This is a genomic window from Chryseobacterium taeanense, from assembly GCF_900099685.1.
Classification (GTDB): domain Bacteria; phylum Bacteroidota; class Bacteroidia; order Flavobacteriales; family Weeksellaceae; genus Chryseobacterium; species Chryseobacterium taeanense.
Window position 1 is genome coordinate 40,944 of sequence record NZ_FNDW01000006.1, and the last position, 17,034, is coordinate 57,977.

Sequence of the window (17,034 nt, forward strand, 5' to 3'; positions counted from 1 at the left end):
TAAGCCTTTAAGTTTATTTAGAACACTTACAAATAGTTATTTTAAAATTTATATTCCAGCATAAAGGTTCCTCTCATGCCCAGAGCATTGGTAAAATCGCTGTCCCTCGCTGCCCACCAGGCTATTGCCGGTTGATACATTCTGTTGAAAAGGTTTTCGATTCCTACAGCGATTCTCCAGTTTTTATTAATCTCATAGCTGGATTTAAGGTTGAAGATCGTGTATTCGGGAACTCTTCCTTCACCATAAACGTACAGTCCTGTCTTGGCATTCGGCTGAAACCGGTCCTGCTCAAAAGCGTGAAGCATATCTACGCCTACAGATAAGTTCTGAAGAGGCCTTACCTGAATGTAGGCTAAAATCTTCGGCGCAGAAATTCTGCTGTTGTTGATTTTCGTTGAATAATCTCCGTCATCTTTGGGAGAGGTGATACCTTCCATCCAGCTGTAGCTTCCTCCGAAATTGATCCACCTTGCCGGATTGAAATGTAAAAATCCTTCCACACCATATACCACTTCCGGAGCTCTCTGAATCATCAATGCCCGATCGGGACTCTGAATGAAGGTAGCGCCCAGCTTTGAGGTGCTCACGTAAGAAGTCACTTCATAATTGAGCCATCTGGTGATCTGCCCGGTTGCGCCCAATTCGTAATTGTTGACGATAATTGGCTTCGTTTCAAGATTATTGATGGTTTCTGACGTTGATGTTCTTAAGATTCTCCCCAGCTCATTGATAGAATAGGATTGTGAAAAGCTTCCGAAAAGATTGATTTCAGGATTAATATTATAACGGAATCCGATATTTCCTACTAATGCATTGTATTCCAGATCGCCGCCTTTTACGAAAATACTTTTGGTAAATGTTCCATCGTTTTTAATGGTGGAAAGTGTATTGAAATCGCCTACTTTTACTTTTATATTTTCATAACGTAGTCCTCCTTTCAGGATGAGTTTTTTAAATAAATCAACTTTCACCAGCATAAAGGGAGCAATATTGGTCATGTCCATATCCGGAGTCCAGTATCTTCCGTCTTCAAGTTTCTGAACGGTTTTGTCATTTAAAATATCTGCCCCGTAAATAATTTCTCCCTGTGAGTTCTGCGCATTCCAAAGTTGGGTGTCTAAATTAAACCTTGCTCCTTTTTTCTTTGAAATAACGTTTGACTGTCCGCCGTTCAGGAAAGTATCGCTATAGCCATACACTGTCCTGAAATCTTGCAGATACAGGTTTACATTCAATGATGTCCCCTGCCATATTCTTTTATTGTCGTAGCTTATTTTGAAATTATGATTTCTCGGTGTTCCCTGCGGGGTCGTTCCCTGATTGGCCGCTGATCCTTCACCAATCGTGGGAGTAACTCCGTATTTTCCTGTTTTAAGTCCAAGATCAAGATCCGATTTGGAGGCATACCCGATGTAGGAGGCTTCTATTCTTTGATTTTCATTCAGATCGTAGCCAAGTTTCAGCATTCCGTTGTAGTTATTCATTCGGGCCGGGCTTGAAGTAGGGCTGAGATTGATTCCGTCGGCATCTTTCATATATCCTGTCTTTTCATACGCCATGGATGCAGCGTAATCAAATTTCGAAGTAATTTTTCCTGCTAAAAACTGGCTTGCTCTAAAACCCAGGGTTCCTCCGTAAAGTTGTCCGGTAATTCCTATTTGGGATTGTCCAGAAATAGTCTTGTCACTCCCTGCTTTTCTGGTAATGTAGTTGATGATTCCTCCGTCGGATCCGTTTCCGTAAATTGACGTGGCACCTTTAATCACTTCAATCCTTTCAATTACTGATGGATCAATAGATCGTATGTCTCTTGAACCGTTTCTTAAGGGAGTAGACTGTGGGATTCCGTCGATCAGTACCAAGACTTGTCTTCCTCTCAGGGTTTGTCCGCTATTGGTGGTCATTCCCGAGCTTGTAGCCAAACTGGGAACAGTATATTGTAATATATTGGTGATATCGGAGTTTACAGTCAGCTGCGACTGGATCTGCTTCTGATTTACAATCGTTACAGAGCTGGGAATCTCTTTGATGTTTTCTCTTTTTCTGGAAGCTGTAAGTACAACTTCATCTACGTCTTTAATCTGTAGAGAATCTTTTTGCTGTGCAGTAATTGTCGTTGCAGCTAAAGCAGCTACCGATAAGATGATCTTTTTCATGTTTTTCTAATTCCTTTTTTCTTTTTTTTACCAAGCCATATTAAAAATCCGGTTACGGGTAATGAGGTACATATAAGCCCAGCAATGAACCAAATGATTTTTCCGAAGATGCCGAAGTATGATCCGGTGTGGATGTCATAGTTGGCATTAGCATATTTCTCTGCCGTATTTAGCTGCTGATGAGATCTGTTCATCAATAGTTTCCCTGAATATTTATCAAAGAAAAGCTGACTTCTGACGGCAAATCTTCCGTCTTGTCCATAAACAGTGACCGGAATATTTTTTAATTCTTTTCCTTTCTTGTTTTTCCCATTTAAAGGCATTCTGAAGCTTGAATACGTTGGATATAGTTTTCTTGCTTCCTGTGCCGTGAGATCAAAAACGGAATTGTTTTTTGCCATTAGTGAATCCGGCGACTGCATTGATTTTTCTTTAGAAACTTCCAATGACCCGGATAAGGTGAAGTTGAAAATGTTTTTAACCCAAGGGTAGGAAAAGTAAATTCCGGATAAACTTATTACCAATGCAATGAATGAAACATAAAATCCCAGCACGTTGTGGAGATCATAATTTTTACGTTTCCATGTTTTTACATTTTTCCAGTCGAATGAAAATCGTCCCTGTCTTGCTTTTTTATTTTTCGGCCACCAGAGAATAATGCCTGTAATCAGCATGATGATGAAAAGTACAACGGGAATTCCCACCACATATTTTCCCCAATCTGTTTTTAACAATAAACTCCAATGAATGGATTTCAGGATAGGAAAGATATCGTATTTCTCGTTGTAAACATCCAGAATTTCACCATTATAAGGATTAACATATACCAGCTTATTGATTTTTACTTCATCAAAATAGTTCCAGGCCTTTTTATCTTTTTCGTAGTAGAGAAATTCATAGGATTTGTTTTTATCCAGAGGGATTTCAACGGAAGTTAACGGACCCTTTTCATTGAGTTCTAAAGTGATTTTTTCTTTTAAAACTTCAATGGGAATCGGCTTTTGCTTAATTGTTTCAGCTTTTACATACAAGACATCTTTCCTCAGCTGATTCTGAATTTCATCTTTAAAAACGTATATCGTCCCGGAAAGCGAAACAATAAAAACGATCAAACCAACGGATAAGCCAAACCACAAATGCAGTTTGGCAGACCATTTTTTGGTAAAAGAAGATTTCTTTTTATGATGATGCTTCTTTCTCATGAGAAAAAAGTTAACCTTTTGAGGGGTTAACTTTTGATATGTTGTTAGAATTTATATGAAATTGAGAACCTCCAGTTTCTTGGTGCTTCTGCCTGATAGTAATAATATGAACCATAACTTGCTCCGGAATATAAATATCTGTTGAATACATTAAAAATATTCAGATTTACACGTATTTTTGAATTTTCCCAAGAAGCACCAGCATCAAATTTCAGATAATCATTCATTGGTTTAGTTGTTCCTGTAGAATCCCATGTCCAAGAAGTTCTGTCGGCTAAATAACTCCCTCCGAATGAAAGGCCAAATCCTTCTAGTGTACCATTTGTAAATGTATAATTTAACCAACCGTTTAGAGTGTGCTTTGCATAGCCTGCCACTTTATCACCTTCATTATGAAGTATTTTAGGAGTATTTGTTGCAGGATCAATATAAGTTATTGCTTCTTTATATTCATTATCCGTATAAGCGTAATTGAAGATTGCATTAAACCCTTTTACAACTTCCCCTTTCAAATCAAACTCCACACCCTGAACACCCGTTTTGCCGTCCAGGATTGAGTACTTAGAGGTAGGATCTGCCGGATCTCTGCTGATCGCATTGTCTTTTCTGATATTATAGAGCGACAATGTTGTATTCCATTTTCCGTTAAACCAATCTCTTTTTAATCCTATTTCATAGCTGTTTCCTGTTAAAGGTTTTGCGGTAGATCCATCTCTGAACAAACCGGATTGTGGAGTAAAAGATTGGTCGTATAGGGCATAAGCAGAAGTATTGTCATCAATAGAATAACTTAAACCTACTCTAGGAGAAATTTTATCTGCCTCAAAAGTATCTCCGTAATTGTTTTGTTTAATGTTGGTATATCTTGCAGCAACTGTTAAACGCAATCTGTCTTCTAGAAATCCTAATTCATCTTGTAAATAAACACCAGAATAATTTTGGTCAATCGTTCCTCCCGGCGTTGCTCTTTGGTTTAAAGGAGAACTATTAATTCGCTCAATCCACTCTTCATATCCATATCCATTCGTTACAGGCTGATATGTCAGAATATTAGTATTGAATGGTGTTGCATCCAAAACATGAGAATAATTCCAGTCGGCTAAATATTTTTTACTTCCCAAATCTAACCCAGCTAAAATTCTGTGTGAAACTTTTCCTGTTTTTTCGTATCCATTCAGGTAAACCTGTCCGAATTTCATGACATTGGAGCCTTCCCAATAAGAAAGTCTTCTAATCATTGTGCCATCTGAATTTACAGCATCTGGCCAAATGTCGCTTGCATTCGTGTAATCATTAAGATAAGTAACCTGAGTTGTTAATTTCCAGTTTTTATTAAATTGATGCTGTAAATTTACATTCACGGTATGATCTTCCATATTTGAAGGCATAATTCCGGGATCTGTATGGGTATAATTCACAGGTCTTGTAGCATAACCTTCAGTAGAGAATACATACGCAGAACCCACTTCAGACATTTTAGCTTTTTGATAGATATATTCTGCAGTTAAAGTTGTTTTATCTGTCAACTCAACTTTTACAGAAGGATTTATAACATATCTGTTATTAAATTCATAATCTCTAAAACTATTTCTTTGTGAACCCATTAAATTTAAACGAACTGAAACTTTTTTAGACAATCTGCTATCTAAGTCCGTTTCTGCTCTATACATATCAAAACTCCCTAATGTTACCCTTGCAGAACCATTGAATGGGTTTCCTGTAGGCTTTTTAGTAACGACATTATATATTCCGCTAGGCTCTCCGGCCGACATTAAAAATCCTCCTGGTCCTTTTACGAATTCGATATGATCAACATAGCTCATATCTTCAGATAGCGGACCCCAATTTGATGTCACATTCACTCCGTTAAAAAAAGCACCTGCACGAGATCCTCTCATGTTAATTCTTGAGTACATTTCTCCCCAATGCTCCAATCTTTGAGCTCCTGCCACATTTCTTAAAAGTCCATCCGAAATTGTAGTCACCTGCTGGTCCTCCAAGGCTCTGTTAGTAATTATTGAAATATTTTGAGGCACCTTTATAAGTTCTTCATTTAGACGCAATGATGATGAACCTTCCTTCTCAACATATTTCTTATAATATTTACCATTTACAACAACCTCTTCAATATCATTTGACTTAATTGTATCTTTTTCCTGAGCAAATGTCAGCATAGAACCCAATAGTGACGCACAGATCAGTACATTTTTCATGAAACTAAAATTTTCTGCAAATATATTGTTTTTAATTATTCTAAATAAATAATCGGGTTGATATTTATCATAAAATTAATATCCATGAAATAACAAAAGCCGCTTCAGAACATTCTGAAGCGACTTTTCTATATATTGAATTATTATTCTTACGCTGGAATTTCTCCTTTATACAAGAATGAGATAATTTCTTTATTCAATTTATCGATCATTTCACTGAATAGGTGGAAAGATTCCTGTTTGTAGATTACCAACGGATCTTTTTGCTCGTAAACAGCTCCCTGTGAAGATCTTCTCAAGTCGTCCATTTCACGTAAATGCAATTTCCAGTTCTCGTCGATGATAGATAAGGTGATGTTCTTTTCAAAATCATTAATTAAGCTGTCGCATTGTGTTTCATAAGCTTCCTTAAGATCGGTTACAATCGTCATTGTCTTATGACCGTCGGTGAATGGAACCTGAATCATTTTAAACATCGAACCCTGATTCTGATATACGTTTTCAATAATCGGGAATGATTTTTCTTTCAGCAGATTCAGTTTCATCTGGTAATCTTCCTGAGCAGCCTTAAACAAGATATTCGTAAGATCCTGAATGGTTTTAGATTTAAAATCATTTTCAGAAACCGGAGATTCCATCGTGAATGTCTTAATTATTTCATATTCGAAATCCTTATAACTTCCTGTAGCTCTTCCTTTTGTGACAATAGAATTTGCCACATCAAAGATCATATTTGCAATATCATATTTCAGGTGATCTCCGAATAAAGCGTTCTTTCTTCTTTTATAGATTACATCACGCTGCTTATTCATTACGTCATCATACTCAAGAAGTCTTTTTCTTGTTCCGAAGTTGTTTTCTTCCACCTTTTTCTGTGCTCTTTCGATAGACTTGGAAATCATGGAATGCTGAATAACTTCACCTTCTTTATGTCCCATTCTGTCCATCATTTTAGCGATTCTTTCAGAACCGAAAAGACGCATCAAATTGTCTTCCAGTGAAACATAGAACTGGGAACTTCCCGGATCTCCCTGACGACCTGCTCTACCCCTTAACTGTCGGTCAACTCGTCTTGAATCGTGTCTTTCTGTACCAATAATCGCTAAACCACCTGCTTCTTTTACTTCTTTAGTCAGCTTAATATCGGTACCACGACCTGCCATGTTGGTTGCTATTGTAACAACTCCCGGCTGTCCTGCTCCTGCAACGATTTCTGCTTCTTTTTTGTGAAGTTTCGCGTTAAGAACCTGGTGAGGAATTTTTCTTAATTGCAGAGCTTTTGAAAGTAGTTGAGAAATCTCAACAGACGTTGTACCTACCAGAACAGGTCTTTTCGCTGCTGTTAATTTTTCAATTTCTTCAATAACGGCATTGTATTTTTCTCTATTGGTCTTATAAACCAAATCCTGTTTGTCGTGTCTTAAAATCGGACGGTTTGTCGGGATTACTACAACATCAAGTTTGTAGATTTCCCAAAGTTCACCAGCTTCCGTTTCAGCAGTACCGGTCATCCCCGCGAGTTTATTGTACATACGGAAATAGTTCTGAAGGGTAATCGTTGCAAACGTCTGCGTAGCCGCTTCGATTTTCACGTTTTCTTTAGCCTCGATAGCCTGGTGAAGTCCGTCTGAGTAACGTCTTCCTTCCATGATACGGCCTGTCTGCTCATCAACGATTTTTACTTCACCATCGATAACAACATATTCATCATCTTTTTCAAATAATGTATAAGCTTTCAATAACTGGCTCATGGTATGTACTCTTTCAGATTTTTCTGCAAAATCAGAGAAAAGTTTTTCTTTAGCTTCAAATTCTTCCTCTTTGGATAAATTCTTAGCTTCCAGCTCAGCGATTTCAGTTCCGATATCCGGAAGTACGAAGAAATTGGCATCAGAATTACCTTGAGACATATATTCAACACCTTTGTCTGTAAGATCTACCTGATTATTTTTTTCTTCAATAACGAAGTAAAGGTCTTTATCTACGATCGGCATATCACGGTTGTTATCCTGCATATATTGCGCTTCTGTTTTCTGAAGCAATGCACGGTTTCCGCTTTCCGATAAGAATTTAATTAACTGTCTGTTTTTGGGAAGACCTCTGTAAGCCTGAAGTAATTTGAATCCCCCCTCTTTGTTGTTTCCTGCTGCAATTAACTTTTTGGCTTCGTTAAAAATTGCAGAAACAGTTTTTTTCTGTACTTCAACGATTCTGTCGATAGAAGGCTTTAACACATCAAACTCCTGTCTGTCTCCCTGAGGAACAGGTCCTGAAATAATCAATGGCGTTCTTGCATCATCTACTAATACAGAGTCAACCTCATCAACGATTGCAAAGTTTAATTCTCTCTGCACCAGTTCTGAAGGTGAAGTCACCATATTATCTCTCAGATAGTCAAAACCAAATTCGTTATTGGTTCCGTAAGTAATATCTGAATTATAAGCTTTTCTTCTTCCGTCTGAATTCGGCTGGTGATTATCAATACAGTCGATCGACATTCCGTGGAATTGGTACAAGGGCCCCATCCAAGCCGAGTCCCTTTTAGCAAGGTAGTCGTTCACCGTTACAACGTGAACCCCTCTTCCAGGAAGAGCATTTAAGAAAATAGGAAGTGTTCCTACCAACGTTTTACCCTCACCGGTTGCCATCTCAGCAATTTTACCACTGTGAAGAATCACCCCTCCGATGAACTGAACATCGTAATGTACCATATCCCAATTTACAGGAGTTCCGGCAGCATCCCAAGAGTTTTTCCAGATTGCATCATCTCCCTGAATCTCTAAGAAGTCTTTGCCTGCGGCAGCTAACTGTCTGTCCCAATCGGTTGCTTTTACGCGGATTTGCCCATTTTGAGCCCATCTTCTGGCCGTCTCTTTTACTAATGCAAAAGCTTCGGGAAGAATTTGACCTAGAACTTTCTCTTCAATTTCGTATGATTCCTTTTTTAGAGCTTCAATTTTTGAAAAAAGCGCTTCTTTTTCGTCTACGTTCTTCGAATTTTTTATCTGCTCTTGTATCTGTTCTATCTGAGCGGTAATTTTGCTGGTTGCAGATTTGATGCTCTCTTTAAACTCAGCAGTTTTCTCTCTTAAACCGTCATCAGATAATTCCTGAATAGTCGGTTCAACAGCTTTGATTTTTGTTACAACTTTTTTTACTTCTTTTAGGTCCTGCGCTTTTTTGTCTCCCAAAAACCCTTTAAGAACTTTGTTTAAAAAACTCATAAATTTTTTGCTTTATGCCTAAAGCGATATGCTTTAAGCGTTTTAATAACACGCTTATCGTGTAAAATTGATGTATAAAAAAGGGCAAAAAAGCTCTAAGCCAGGCCTAAAGCTTAATGCTTTGATTAATATTCGTCTTCGTTCCAAAGATAGTCTTCGTCCGTAGGATAGTCGCTCCAGATCTCGTCGATTGCATCATAGATTTCACCCTCGTCTTCGATTGCCTGAAGGTTTTCCACAACTTCCATAGGTGCACCAGTTCTGATTGCGTAATCAATAAGTTCTGCTTTTGTCATTGGCCAAGGTGCGTCACTTAAATATGAAGCTAATTCTAATGTCCAGTACATAATTTTCTAATTTTTTGCAAAAGTATAAAAATAGCTTATATTATACGCTTTTTTATACCTGATTTTCAATTCTTTTTATTAAGTTTTGTTCATTTAGATATGCAGAAACCATTAGATCTATCTCCTGCAACCTTATTTGAGGTCATTTTCTCAAAAACCATTCCACAAATTTTTTTATGCCATTTTGGAAGTTTGTGTCAGGTTTATAGCCTATCAATGTCTTAGCTTTTGTGATATCTGCATTGGTTTTAAGAACATCCCCTGGCTGCATTGGCAGATTTTTCCGGATGGCAGATTTTCCCAATTCATTTTCAATAGTTGAAAGCATTTCATGAAGGCTGATGACCTGACTTTCTCCAAGATTTATAATTTCATAAATGTCTGAATTGTTTTCCAGATAACTAATTGATTTTGTTATCCCATCAATAATATCATCGATATAAGTATAATCTCTTGAGGTGGTTCCGTCGCCGTAGAAAGGTACTTCTTGGTTTTCAGAGATTAATTTTGTGAATTTGTGAATGGCAAGATCTGGTCTTTGTCTGGAGCCGTAAACTGTAAAAAACCGCAGTTGGATCATATCGATTTTATATAGATCATGATACACGTGTCCTAAAATTTCACCACATTTCTTGGTGGCAGCATAAGGCGAAATCGGATTGTCTACATTATCGGTTTCAGAAAAAGGAATCTTTTCATTATTTCCATAAACACTTGAAGATGAAGCGCAAACAAATTTTTTAATATTAAAATCCTTACATAATTCCCAAAGATTCATGGTTCCACGAATATTGACTTCTTCATAGTCTAATGGTCTTTCGATAGATGGACGAACACCAGCTAATGCGGCAAGATGGATGATTAAATCAATTTTATGTTTTTTAAATATTTCTTCCAGCCCACACTTATCACGAATATCCTGATAATAAAGTATGTAATTATCTGATTTTGAAATGGAAACCAATTCCCGAATATCATTATCTTTATCAGAAAACTTAAAATCCGAATTTTTACCAATTGACGCTAAAGTATTTTTAATTTTTATCTGATAATTGTAGAAATCATCAAAATTGTCAATGTTTATGACAGAATGTCCCTTTTTTAACAATTGCTCAACCAAGTGAGAACCAATGAATCCGCTTCCGCCAGTGACTAGATAAATCATTCGTGACTTTTATTTGTGACAAAAATATAAATTTATTTTTTGAAAATATAATCATTAATTTTACTTGAAAAAGTAATTTACATTAATATGCAGTTTCAGGGACAAATTTTAAAAATGACAAGCTTCAACGACGAGCCGATTCAATATTATCTCAACCTTTCGGGTGATCTCATTCATATGAACGAACTCTTCGGGAAGGAATTAACTATAAAACATATCGGATTTCAGTGTGTAAACTGCCAACAAAATAAACCGATCTACAGAATGGGTTTCTGCAAAAACTGTTTTTTTGAAAGTCCGTATGCCAGTGATACGATTATCCGCCCTGAGCTTTCTACCGCACACCTGGGAATTGCAGAACGGGATCTGGAAGTAGAAAAAGGAATTCAGCTTCAGCCTCATACAGTTTATCTGGCTTATACAGGGGAAGTAAAGGTGGGTGTTACGAGAAATACACAAATTCCCACGCGATGGATCGACCAAGGCGCGACTTTTGCTCTGCCTATTGCGAGAACCGAAAACCGGTATGAAGCAGGAATGATAGAAGTTGCGCTCAAACAACACGTTCCCGATAAAACCAGCTGGAAAAAAATGCTTCAGGATGATTTTGAAGACGATATTGACCTAGCAGATTTTCAGCGGAAAATAAAAGAGTATTTCCCTGAAGATTTTCAGAAGTTTTATAGTGAAGGCGAAGATTTGTGGAAACTGGATTACCCTTATGAAAAACCAGATAAAGTAACATCTTTTACTCTCGATAAAAGACCTGAATTTACCGGAAAACTGACTGGCATTAAAGGGCAGTATCTAGGTTTTGACGGCGGAGAATTTATCAATATCAGGGGGCATGAAGGGTATGTGATTGAACTCGGTATAAAGAACTAATCTTTATGCAAATAAAACAAAATAAATAACATGAAAAAATGGGTTAAAAAGCTGTTTTTCGGTCTGGGAATTCTGCTGGTGATTATTTTACTGGCAAATTTCGGACTTAATATCTGGCTTAAAACCCAGCTCCCGAAATACATTAAAAACAATACCGCCTACAAGGTTTCGTACAAAAAAATTGAGGTAGACCTGCTGTCCGGAAATATTCTGGCTACAAAAATATCAGTCAACAGTAAAAATCCTCAAAATACAAACCTAATTGGGCTTCAGGGGACTATCGACACATTGAAAATAAGCCGTTTCGGAATTTATGATGCGCTTTTCAATAAACAGATCAGCTCATCAGATCTTTTACTTTCAAAACCAAACCTCAATGTAATTCTGGCCAAACCTGTGGATGATAAAACAGGCAAGAAAAGAAATCCTGTCCGTTTTGAAAATATCAGAATTAATGATGGAAATATCAGTATATTCAGGCATACAAAACAAAAATTTGTTTCCGTTCAGAACCTTTACCTTTATGTAGAAAACCTGCAGCTCACTGAAGAATCCGTTGAAGATAAACTTCCTGTTGTTTTTGATAGATATTATATTAAAGGAAAGAATTTTTTTATACGTCCCGATAATATTTATGCTTTAAGAATTAATTCCATTAAGACTTCAAACGGACAAATGTCTATAGATAATTTTCAGCTTGTTCCCGTACTGGATTTTGATCAGTTTAAAAAGTATTACCCTAAAAAAAATAAGCTTTTCCAGTTTAACATTAAAAAAATAGAATTTAAAGATGTGGTTCTGAAGAAGAATAAAGTTTCTTTGGGCAATGCGGTTTTTTACGATCCTGATCTTTTAGTTTACACCACAAATGCCACTCCTGTTAAGCCCAAAAAATCTTTAAATTTTGAACTGAATTTAGATAATATACTATTGAAGAATGCTACGGTGAAGATCATAAAACCAAACGGCAATAAACTTCTGTATGCAAACGAACTTAATGCAGAAATCAGTCAACTAAAATTTGATAAAGAAACACGAACAGAGATGATTCCTGTAGGATACAAAGATTTTAAGATTTCCGGAAAAGATGTTTTGTTTTCCAATCATCAGGATTTTACATTTGGCAGTATTCATTTAACACCTAAAAAAGGGGAGATAAGAAGTGTTTCGATTACTCCGAACGGAACAGCACAAGAGAAAACATCAATGGATCTTGTTGCCGATTATATAGGATTTAATATTAATAAATGGGATTTTGTTGATAAAAAAATGAATCTTGATGTAAAAGACATTCTTCTGAATCGTATCAAAGGAAAGATCACAGCCGGTACGGCAAAAGTAAAAAGCACCGGAAAACCAGACTTAAACGGAATTCAATTTCCGATTCTCATCAGAAAAGTTGTTTTGCAACATTCGGATATTACGTATGAAAAAAATAATCAGCCACTTAGTTTTATTGATCTTAATGCGACGATTAATGATATTCAATTAGTTTCCAAAAAAGATCATTCAGGAATTGAGACGAAAATACACCGATATTCTCTTTCAACGAAAAGCTTCGTTTACAAGACACAGGTATATAATATGACGGCAGATTTTTTAAAGCTAGATCAAAGCAATATCAAAGTGACCAATTTTGCCATGAAACCGCGAGTTTCCAGAAGTCAGTTTATTAAGATGATTCCTGTAGAAAGAGATTTGTATGATATTACAGCGAATCAGATTACAGCAAATGGAAATTGGGATTTATTTTCTGCTCAGAAATCAATAACAGCTTCTAACGTTACGATTCAGAATGCGGATGCCAATATTTTCAGAAGCAAGATTCCGAAAGATGATCCGAAAGAAAAACCATTGTATTCAAGAATGTTGCGCTCCATTAAAATTCCGATGGTTGTGAACCATCTTATACTTAAAGATTCTAAATTGGAATATGAGGAAGATACTCCTAAAAGTGCAGGGCCGGGAAAACTGACATTCAGTAATTTTAATATGAATGTTGCAAACCTAAACTCTGCAAAAATGAAGGGCAAACCGACAAAAGTTGACATTAAAATCAACTGTTCTTTTATGAATATGGCTCCACTTTCTGTAAATTGGGGTTTTGATGTTGCCGATCAGGGAGATAACTTTACCATTTCAGGGAGAACGACCAATCTTCCTGCTACAGGAATTAACCCTTTTATCCGCCCATATCTTCACGTTACCGCTACAGGAACCATTCAGGAAATGCTCTTTAATTTCAGAGGAAACCCTAAGGGATTGAACGGGAAATTCAACCTTAAGCATAAGGATTTGAAAGTGGCTATTTTAGATAAAGAAAATAAAGAAAAAAAAGGGTTCCTTACTGCTATTGCCAATCTTCTCGTAAAAACAGATTCGGGAAAACTTCCTGAAGATGTCGATGTAGAGGATGTAGAAAGAGATCCTACCAAATCGTTCTTTAACCTTTTCTGGAAAGGGATCGAGCAGGGATTAAAGAAAACACTGATCGGAATTAATATTGACAAAGCAAAAAAAACAGCAGATAAAACTGTCTCTACGGTGAAAAATGTAAAACAAGACGTGAAGGAAATGAAGGAGTCTGCCAAAGAAATAGGACAGGCTATGAAGAAGACTCCTGAGGAAAAAGATCCGCAAAAATCTCAGCAGAAAGGGAAAAGTGACAAGGAAAAGAAAGGTTTTTTAAAAGGAATATTCAGGAAAAAAGAGAAACCCGAAACTGAATAAGTTCCGGGCTTTTTTATATTAATCAAAATCAAATTCGTCGCTTTCGAGAATAGGGACTTTTCGGAGAAAATTGTCGAATTCCTTAGGATGATTACTTTCCGCGCCATAAGAATCTATGATAATACCCATATTTGCGTCACAATCTTTTATCAAATACAATACCGCATTATCGTCGGGATTGCTTGCTCCCTCAAAACGGTAAGTCTTTATAATAGTGAGATCATCAGGCTGATATGTTTTTTCAGAATTATCTAATTTTACTTCCCCACTTTCATTCATTCTGAATTCTCTGTGAATGCCTCTTTGAGCAAGTCGTGTCATTACCTGACTCAATGTTGTCATTTTGTCAATATTTCCTGTGTCTTCCATAATAATATTTTTTATCTAAAAATGCAATAATTAAACCATTCGCTTTTTTAATGTGGTATTTTTATTTATTCCTTATTTGTTAACAAAAATTATATATTTAAAGCGGCAATTGGGTATGCTTTTTGCAGTGGAAAGTTTAATAAATCAAGCAAAATATGAAAAAGGAAGTAGGCGTTTTACTGGCAGGAGGAGTTGGCCTTTTGGCGGTATTAAGTATTATCGGAATTAAAAAAATATTAGAAAAAAAAGATAAAAAATACAGCGATTCTTATTCGGATTATCATAGACATTTCGACAAAAATAGTCATGAAGAAGATTATCACGGAATCGAATTTTATGCAATGAAGTAGTAAAATATATTCAAATCTAAGGAATCCAGCATTAATACTTTGCTGGATTTTTTTTGTGGAAAACTTTAATGTTAAAACTTATTATTATGTAAAATTTCCGTTCTAATTTTACAGTGTAATGCAGAACGAAAACATCATAAAAGGTCAGGGAGCTCAGCGAAATGTAATCAATCGTTTCGACCGCTACACTTTTGAACCGGAAGATGAAGATTATGAGTCTCTGAAAACTTCTTTTACAGAAGTCTTTCCGAAAACAATTGTCAATCAGGTAAAAAGCGAAGATCTTCCGATGGAATATTCCATGAATCCATATCAGGGTTGTGAACATGGTTGTTCATATTGTTTTGCAAGACCAACGCATGAATATTGGGGATACAGCGCCGGAATCGATTTTGAAAGAAAAATCATGGTAAAGAAAAATGCCCCGGAACTTTTAGAAAAATTTTTTCAGAAAAGAAATTATAAACCCGAACCTATTTTATTATCAGGAAATACAGATTGCTACCAGCCCGCAGAAAGAAAGTTTGAAATCACAAGAAAAATTCTGCAGGTGTGTCTTGATTACAGACATCCTGTCAACATTCTTACAAAAAATGCTTTGGTTTTGAGAGATCTGGATATTTTAAAGCCCATGGCAGAACAAAATCTTGTTTCCGTTTCATTAAGTATTCCGACCATTAATGAAGAGCTTCGAAGGAAAATGGAACCGCGTACAAGTTCTGCAAAAAATAAATTGAAAGCCATAGAAATTTTGTCTGAAAACAGTATTCCGGTAAACGTGATGGTTGCTCCTATCATTCCGGGGCTGAACAGCGACGAACCTTTAACGATTCTAAAAGCAATTTCTGATGCCGGAGCGCAGAGTTTCGGATATACTCTGGTAAGGCTGAACGATTCTGTAGAACCTGTATTTGTCAAATGGATTGAAAATGCCTTTCCTGAACGTGCGCAGAAAGTTTTGAATTTAATCCGTTCCATGCGGGGCGGAAAGCTGGGTGAGAAAAGATATTTTGACCGACAAAAAGGGGAAGGAAATATCGCAGAGATGATTCATAATACCTTTAAAATAGGTCGTAAAAAGTTTTTTGAGAACAAAGAATTTCCTAAGCTTTCTACCAAAAATTTTACCGGGGCTAAAGACCAACAGCTTAGATTTTTTGATTAAAGAAAGCCGCTCTCATACAGGAACGGCTTTCTTTATGATTTTTCTGAATTTCAATTACATAGTGTCATCCACCGGGCATTTGAAATCTTTACTGCAAGTCGCGCAGATTACCATATCTCCGCATACGTACATACAAAATTCAGGCTCCGGAAGATTGATTCCTTCTCCTTTAATGTTTTTTAACTGGCCTTTGCTTAGTTTTTTTAAATTTTTCATATTGTTTTAGTTAAAAATTTGATAGTAATGTAAAGATAATGAAAAAAAACATATGTCAATATAGAGTGGTATATTAATTTGTTTTAAATTTATCCTCGATGAAATATGTAAGATTTAAAAAAAGCAGTAAAATATTATTATTTGTGGTATTTTCATATATGTGTCCAGCTCAGAATATAACGATTAACAACAAGAGTAATTTCCCGATTGAGGTTAAATACGCTCAAAAAAAAGTTGATATCGGAGATAATCAAAAGAAAACAATCAATGTGAAAAATGATGGAAATATTTTATCTGTCTTTTATAAGAACCATAAAAAAAGAAATATTTATTTATTTTTAAATTCACATGAATCTTTAAATATAAATATCAAGCAGGACTCTGCAATATTCACAGGGGATAAAAGTTCACTTCATGATTATGTTAATGGAAGATTGGAAAATGATTTAACTTTAAAGATATCTGAATATCAGAAATATTACCAAAACAATGATACCAAGGGGTTTATCCGTACTTCAGAGATGTATTTAGCAGATGTATTAAAAAAAGTTGCACAATTAAATAACTCACCATTCGGAAGAGAAGATATTCACTATAAAGCAATTGAGAGAAAAGCTAAAGAACTCTGGTTTTTTACCGTTTTTATAAGTTTCAGTAGCAGCAAAATAAACAATACCGAAAAAGAACTGATGCTTAACTATTTTGAAAAGTATTTTAAAAAAGATATATCGAAATTCTCATGTAATTCATGGTCAGATTATAATATTCTGCGCAGATATTCCTTATTCCGGAAATCACTCAATATAGATCTTCCGAAATATGAAATTATAGAACATACGGATGAAGATGAAATCAATCAATATTTACCGGCAAAATGCCAGGAATATTACTTCAGAAGCAGTCTTGATTTTTGGGTTCACAAAAAAGATACGGTAAGAGCTGAAAAATACAGCAAGATTCTAACAGAAAAATTTCATGCAAAACTATAAAACAAAACCGGGCTAAATAA

13 protein-coding genes are annotated in these 17,034 nt (G+C 35.9%); 5 read left to right on the forward strand and 8 right to left on the reverse strand.

The window, feature by feature from the left end; genetic code table 11:
* Positions 1 to 41: 41 nt before the first annotated feature.
* From BLR30_RS09805 to BLR30_RS09830, 6 genes are all read right to left on the reverse strand, one after another.
* A complete protein-coding gene (locus BLR30_RS09805) occupies positions 42 to 2,159 on the reverse strand; it encodes a TonB-dependent receptor (RefSeq protein WP_089857686.1) in 2,118 nt (705 codons plus the stop codon).
* The gene (locus tag BLR30_RS09810; RefSeq protein WP_089857688.1) at positions 2,156 to 3,361 is read right to left on the reverse strand and encodes a PepSY-associated TM helix domain-containing protein; all 1,206 of its coding nucleotides are present in this window, start codon (positions 3,359 to 3,361) and stop codon (positions 2,156 to 2,158) included. Before BLR30_RS09810 ends, BLR30_RS09805 begins: the two co-directional genes overlap by 4 nt.
* Before the next feature lie 44 nt (positions 3,362 to 3,405).
* Positions 3,406 to 5,574: a TonB-dependent siderophore receptor gene (locus BLR30_RS09815; RefSeq protein WP_089857690.1), complete on the reverse strand. Its 2,169-nt coding sequence runs from the start codon at positions 5,572 to 5,574 to the stop codon at positions 3,406 to 3,408.
* A gap of 149 nt (positions 5,575 to 5,723) precedes the next feature.
* A complete protein-coding gene (secA, locus tag BLR30_RS09820; protein ID WP_089857693.1) occupies positions 5,724 to 8,798 on the reverse strand; it encodes a preprotein translocase subunit SecA in 3,075 nt (1,024 codons plus the stop codon).
* 125 nt (positions 8,799 to 8,923) lie between these two features.
* Complete coding sequence (locus BLR30_RS09825; protein ID WP_027382805.1) at positions 8,924 to 9,145, reverse strand: DUF2795 domain-containing protein; 222 nt, start codon at positions 9,143 to 9,145, stop codon at positions 8,924 to 8,926.
* 142 nt (positions 9,146 to 9,287) lie between these two features.
* A complete protein-coding gene (locus BLR30_RS09830; RefSeq protein WP_089857696.1) occupies positions 9,288 to 10,310 on the reverse strand; it encodes a GDP-mannose 4,6-dehydratase in 1,023 nt (340 codons plus the stop codon).
* 87 nt (positions 10,311 to 10,397) lie between these two features.
* Between BLR30_RS09830 and BLR30_RS09835 the strand changes: the two genes are divergently transcribed.
* Positions 10,398 to 11,195, forward strand: a complete 798-nt coding sequence (locus BLR30_RS09835) for a DUF2797 domain-containing protein (protein ID WP_089857699.1) — start codon at positions 10,398 to 10,400, stop codon at positions 11,193 to 11,195.
* A 30-nt stretch (positions 11,196 to 11,225) separates the two neighbouring features.
* On the forward strand, positions 11,226 to 13,925 hold the full coding sequence (locus BLR30_RS09840) for a hypothetical protein (RefSeq protein WP_089857701.1): 2,700 nt from the start codon (positions 11,226 to 11,228) through the stop codon (positions 13,923 to 13,925).
* A gap of 18 nt (positions 13,926 to 13,943) precedes the next feature.
* Here BLR30_RS09840 and BLR30_RS09845 read toward each other — a convergent pair whose 3' ends face one another.
* Positions 13,944 to 14,294: a hypothetical protein gene (locus tag BLR30_RS09845; protein WP_089857702.1), complete on the reverse strand. Its 351-nt coding sequence runs from the start codon at positions 14,292 to 14,294 to the stop codon at positions 13,944 to 13,946.
* Between the two features lie 155 nt (positions 14,295 to 14,449).
* Between BLR30_RS09845 and BLR30_RS09850 the strand changes: the two genes are divergently transcribed.
* Both BLR30_RS09850 and BLR30_RS09855 read left to right on the forward strand, forming a co-directional pair.
* Positions 14,450 to 14,644, forward strand: a complete 195-nt coding sequence (locus tag BLR30_RS09850) for a hypothetical protein (protein WP_089857704.1) — start codon at positions 14,450 to 14,452, stop codon at positions 14,642 to 14,644.
* 118 nt (positions 14,645 to 14,762) lie between these two features.
* Complete coding sequence (locus tag BLR30_RS09855; protein ID WP_089857707.1) at positions 14,763 to 15,809, forward strand: PA0069 family radical SAM protein; 1,047 nt, start codon at positions 14,763 to 14,765, stop codon at positions 15,807 to 15,809.
* Positions 15,810 to 15,863: 54 nt separating this feature from the next.
* Here BLR30_RS09855 and BLR30_RS17740 read toward each other — a convergent pair whose 3' ends face one another.
* Positions 15,864 to 16,025, reverse strand: a complete 162-nt coding sequence (locus BLR30_RS17740; RefSeq protein ID WP_175443639.1) for a bacteriocin-like protein — start codon at positions 16,023 to 16,025, stop codon at positions 15,864 to 15,866.
* Between the two features lie 98 nt (positions 16,026 to 16,123).
* Between BLR30_RS17740 and BLR30_RS09860 the strand changes: the two genes are divergently transcribed.
* Positions 16,124 to 17,014 carry a hypothetical protein gene (locus BLR30_RS09860; RefSeq protein WP_089857710.1) on the forward strand — a complete coding sequence of 297 codons (891 nt, stop codon included), beginning with the start codon at positions 16,124 to 16,126 and terminating at the stop codon, positions 17,012 to 17,014.
* Positions 17,015 to 17,034: the final 20 nt, after the last annotated feature.

Bases quoted from the DNA above. Each gene is read 5' to 3' on its own strand.
- BLR30_RS09805 (WP_089857686.1), bottom strand. From the start codon at position 2,159: ATGAAAAAGATCATCTTATCGGTAGCTGCTTTAGCTGCAACGACAATT.
- BLR30_RS09810 (WP_089857688.1), bottom strand. From the start codon at position 3,361: ATGAGAAAGAAGCATCATCATAAAAAGAAATCTTCTTTTACCAAAAAA.
- BLR30_RS09815 (WP_089857690.1), bottom strand. From the start codon at position 5,574: ATGAAAAATGTACTGATCTGTGCGTCACTATTGGGTTCTATGCTGACA.
- secA (WP_089857693.1), bottom strand. From the start codon at position 8,798: ATGAGTTTTTTAAACAAAGTTCTTAAAGGGTTTTTGGGAGACAAAAAA.
- BLR30_RS09825 (WP_027382805.1), bottom strand. From the start codon at position 9,145: ATGTACTGGACATTAGAATTAGCTTCATATTTAAGTGACGCACCTTGG.
- BLR30_RS09830 (WP_089857696.1), bottom strand. From the start codon at position 10,310: ATGATTTATCTAGTCACTGGCGGAAGCGGATTCATTGGTTCTCACTTG.
- BLR30_RS09835 (WP_089857699.1), top strand. From the start codon at position 10,398: ATGCAGTTTCAGGGACAAATTTTAAAAATGACAAGCTTCAACGACGAG.
- BLR30_RS09840 (WP_089857701.1), top strand. From the start codon at position 11,226: ATGAAAAAATGGGTTAAAAAGCTGTTTTTCGGTCTGGGAATTCTGCTG.
- BLR30_RS09845 (WP_089857702.1), bottom strand. From the start codon at position 14,294: ATGGAAGACACAGGAAATATTGACAAAATGACAACATTGAGTCAGGTA.
- BLR30_RS09850 (WP_089857704.1), top strand. From the start codon at position 14,450: ATGAAAAAGGAAGTAGGCGTTTTACTGGCAGGAGGAGTTGGCCTTTTG.
- BLR30_RS09855 (WP_089857707.1), top strand. From the start codon at position 14,763: ATGCAGAACGAAAACATCATAAAAGGTCAGGGAGCTCAGCGAAATGTA.
- BLR30_RS17740 (WP_175443639.1), bottom strand. From the start codon at position 16,025: ATGAAAAATTTAAAAAAACTAAGCAAAGGCCAGTTAAAAAACATTAAA.
- BLR30_RS09860 (WP_089857710.1), top strand. From the start codon at position 16,124: ATGAAATATGTAAGATTTAAAAAAAGCAGTAAAATATTATTATTTGTG.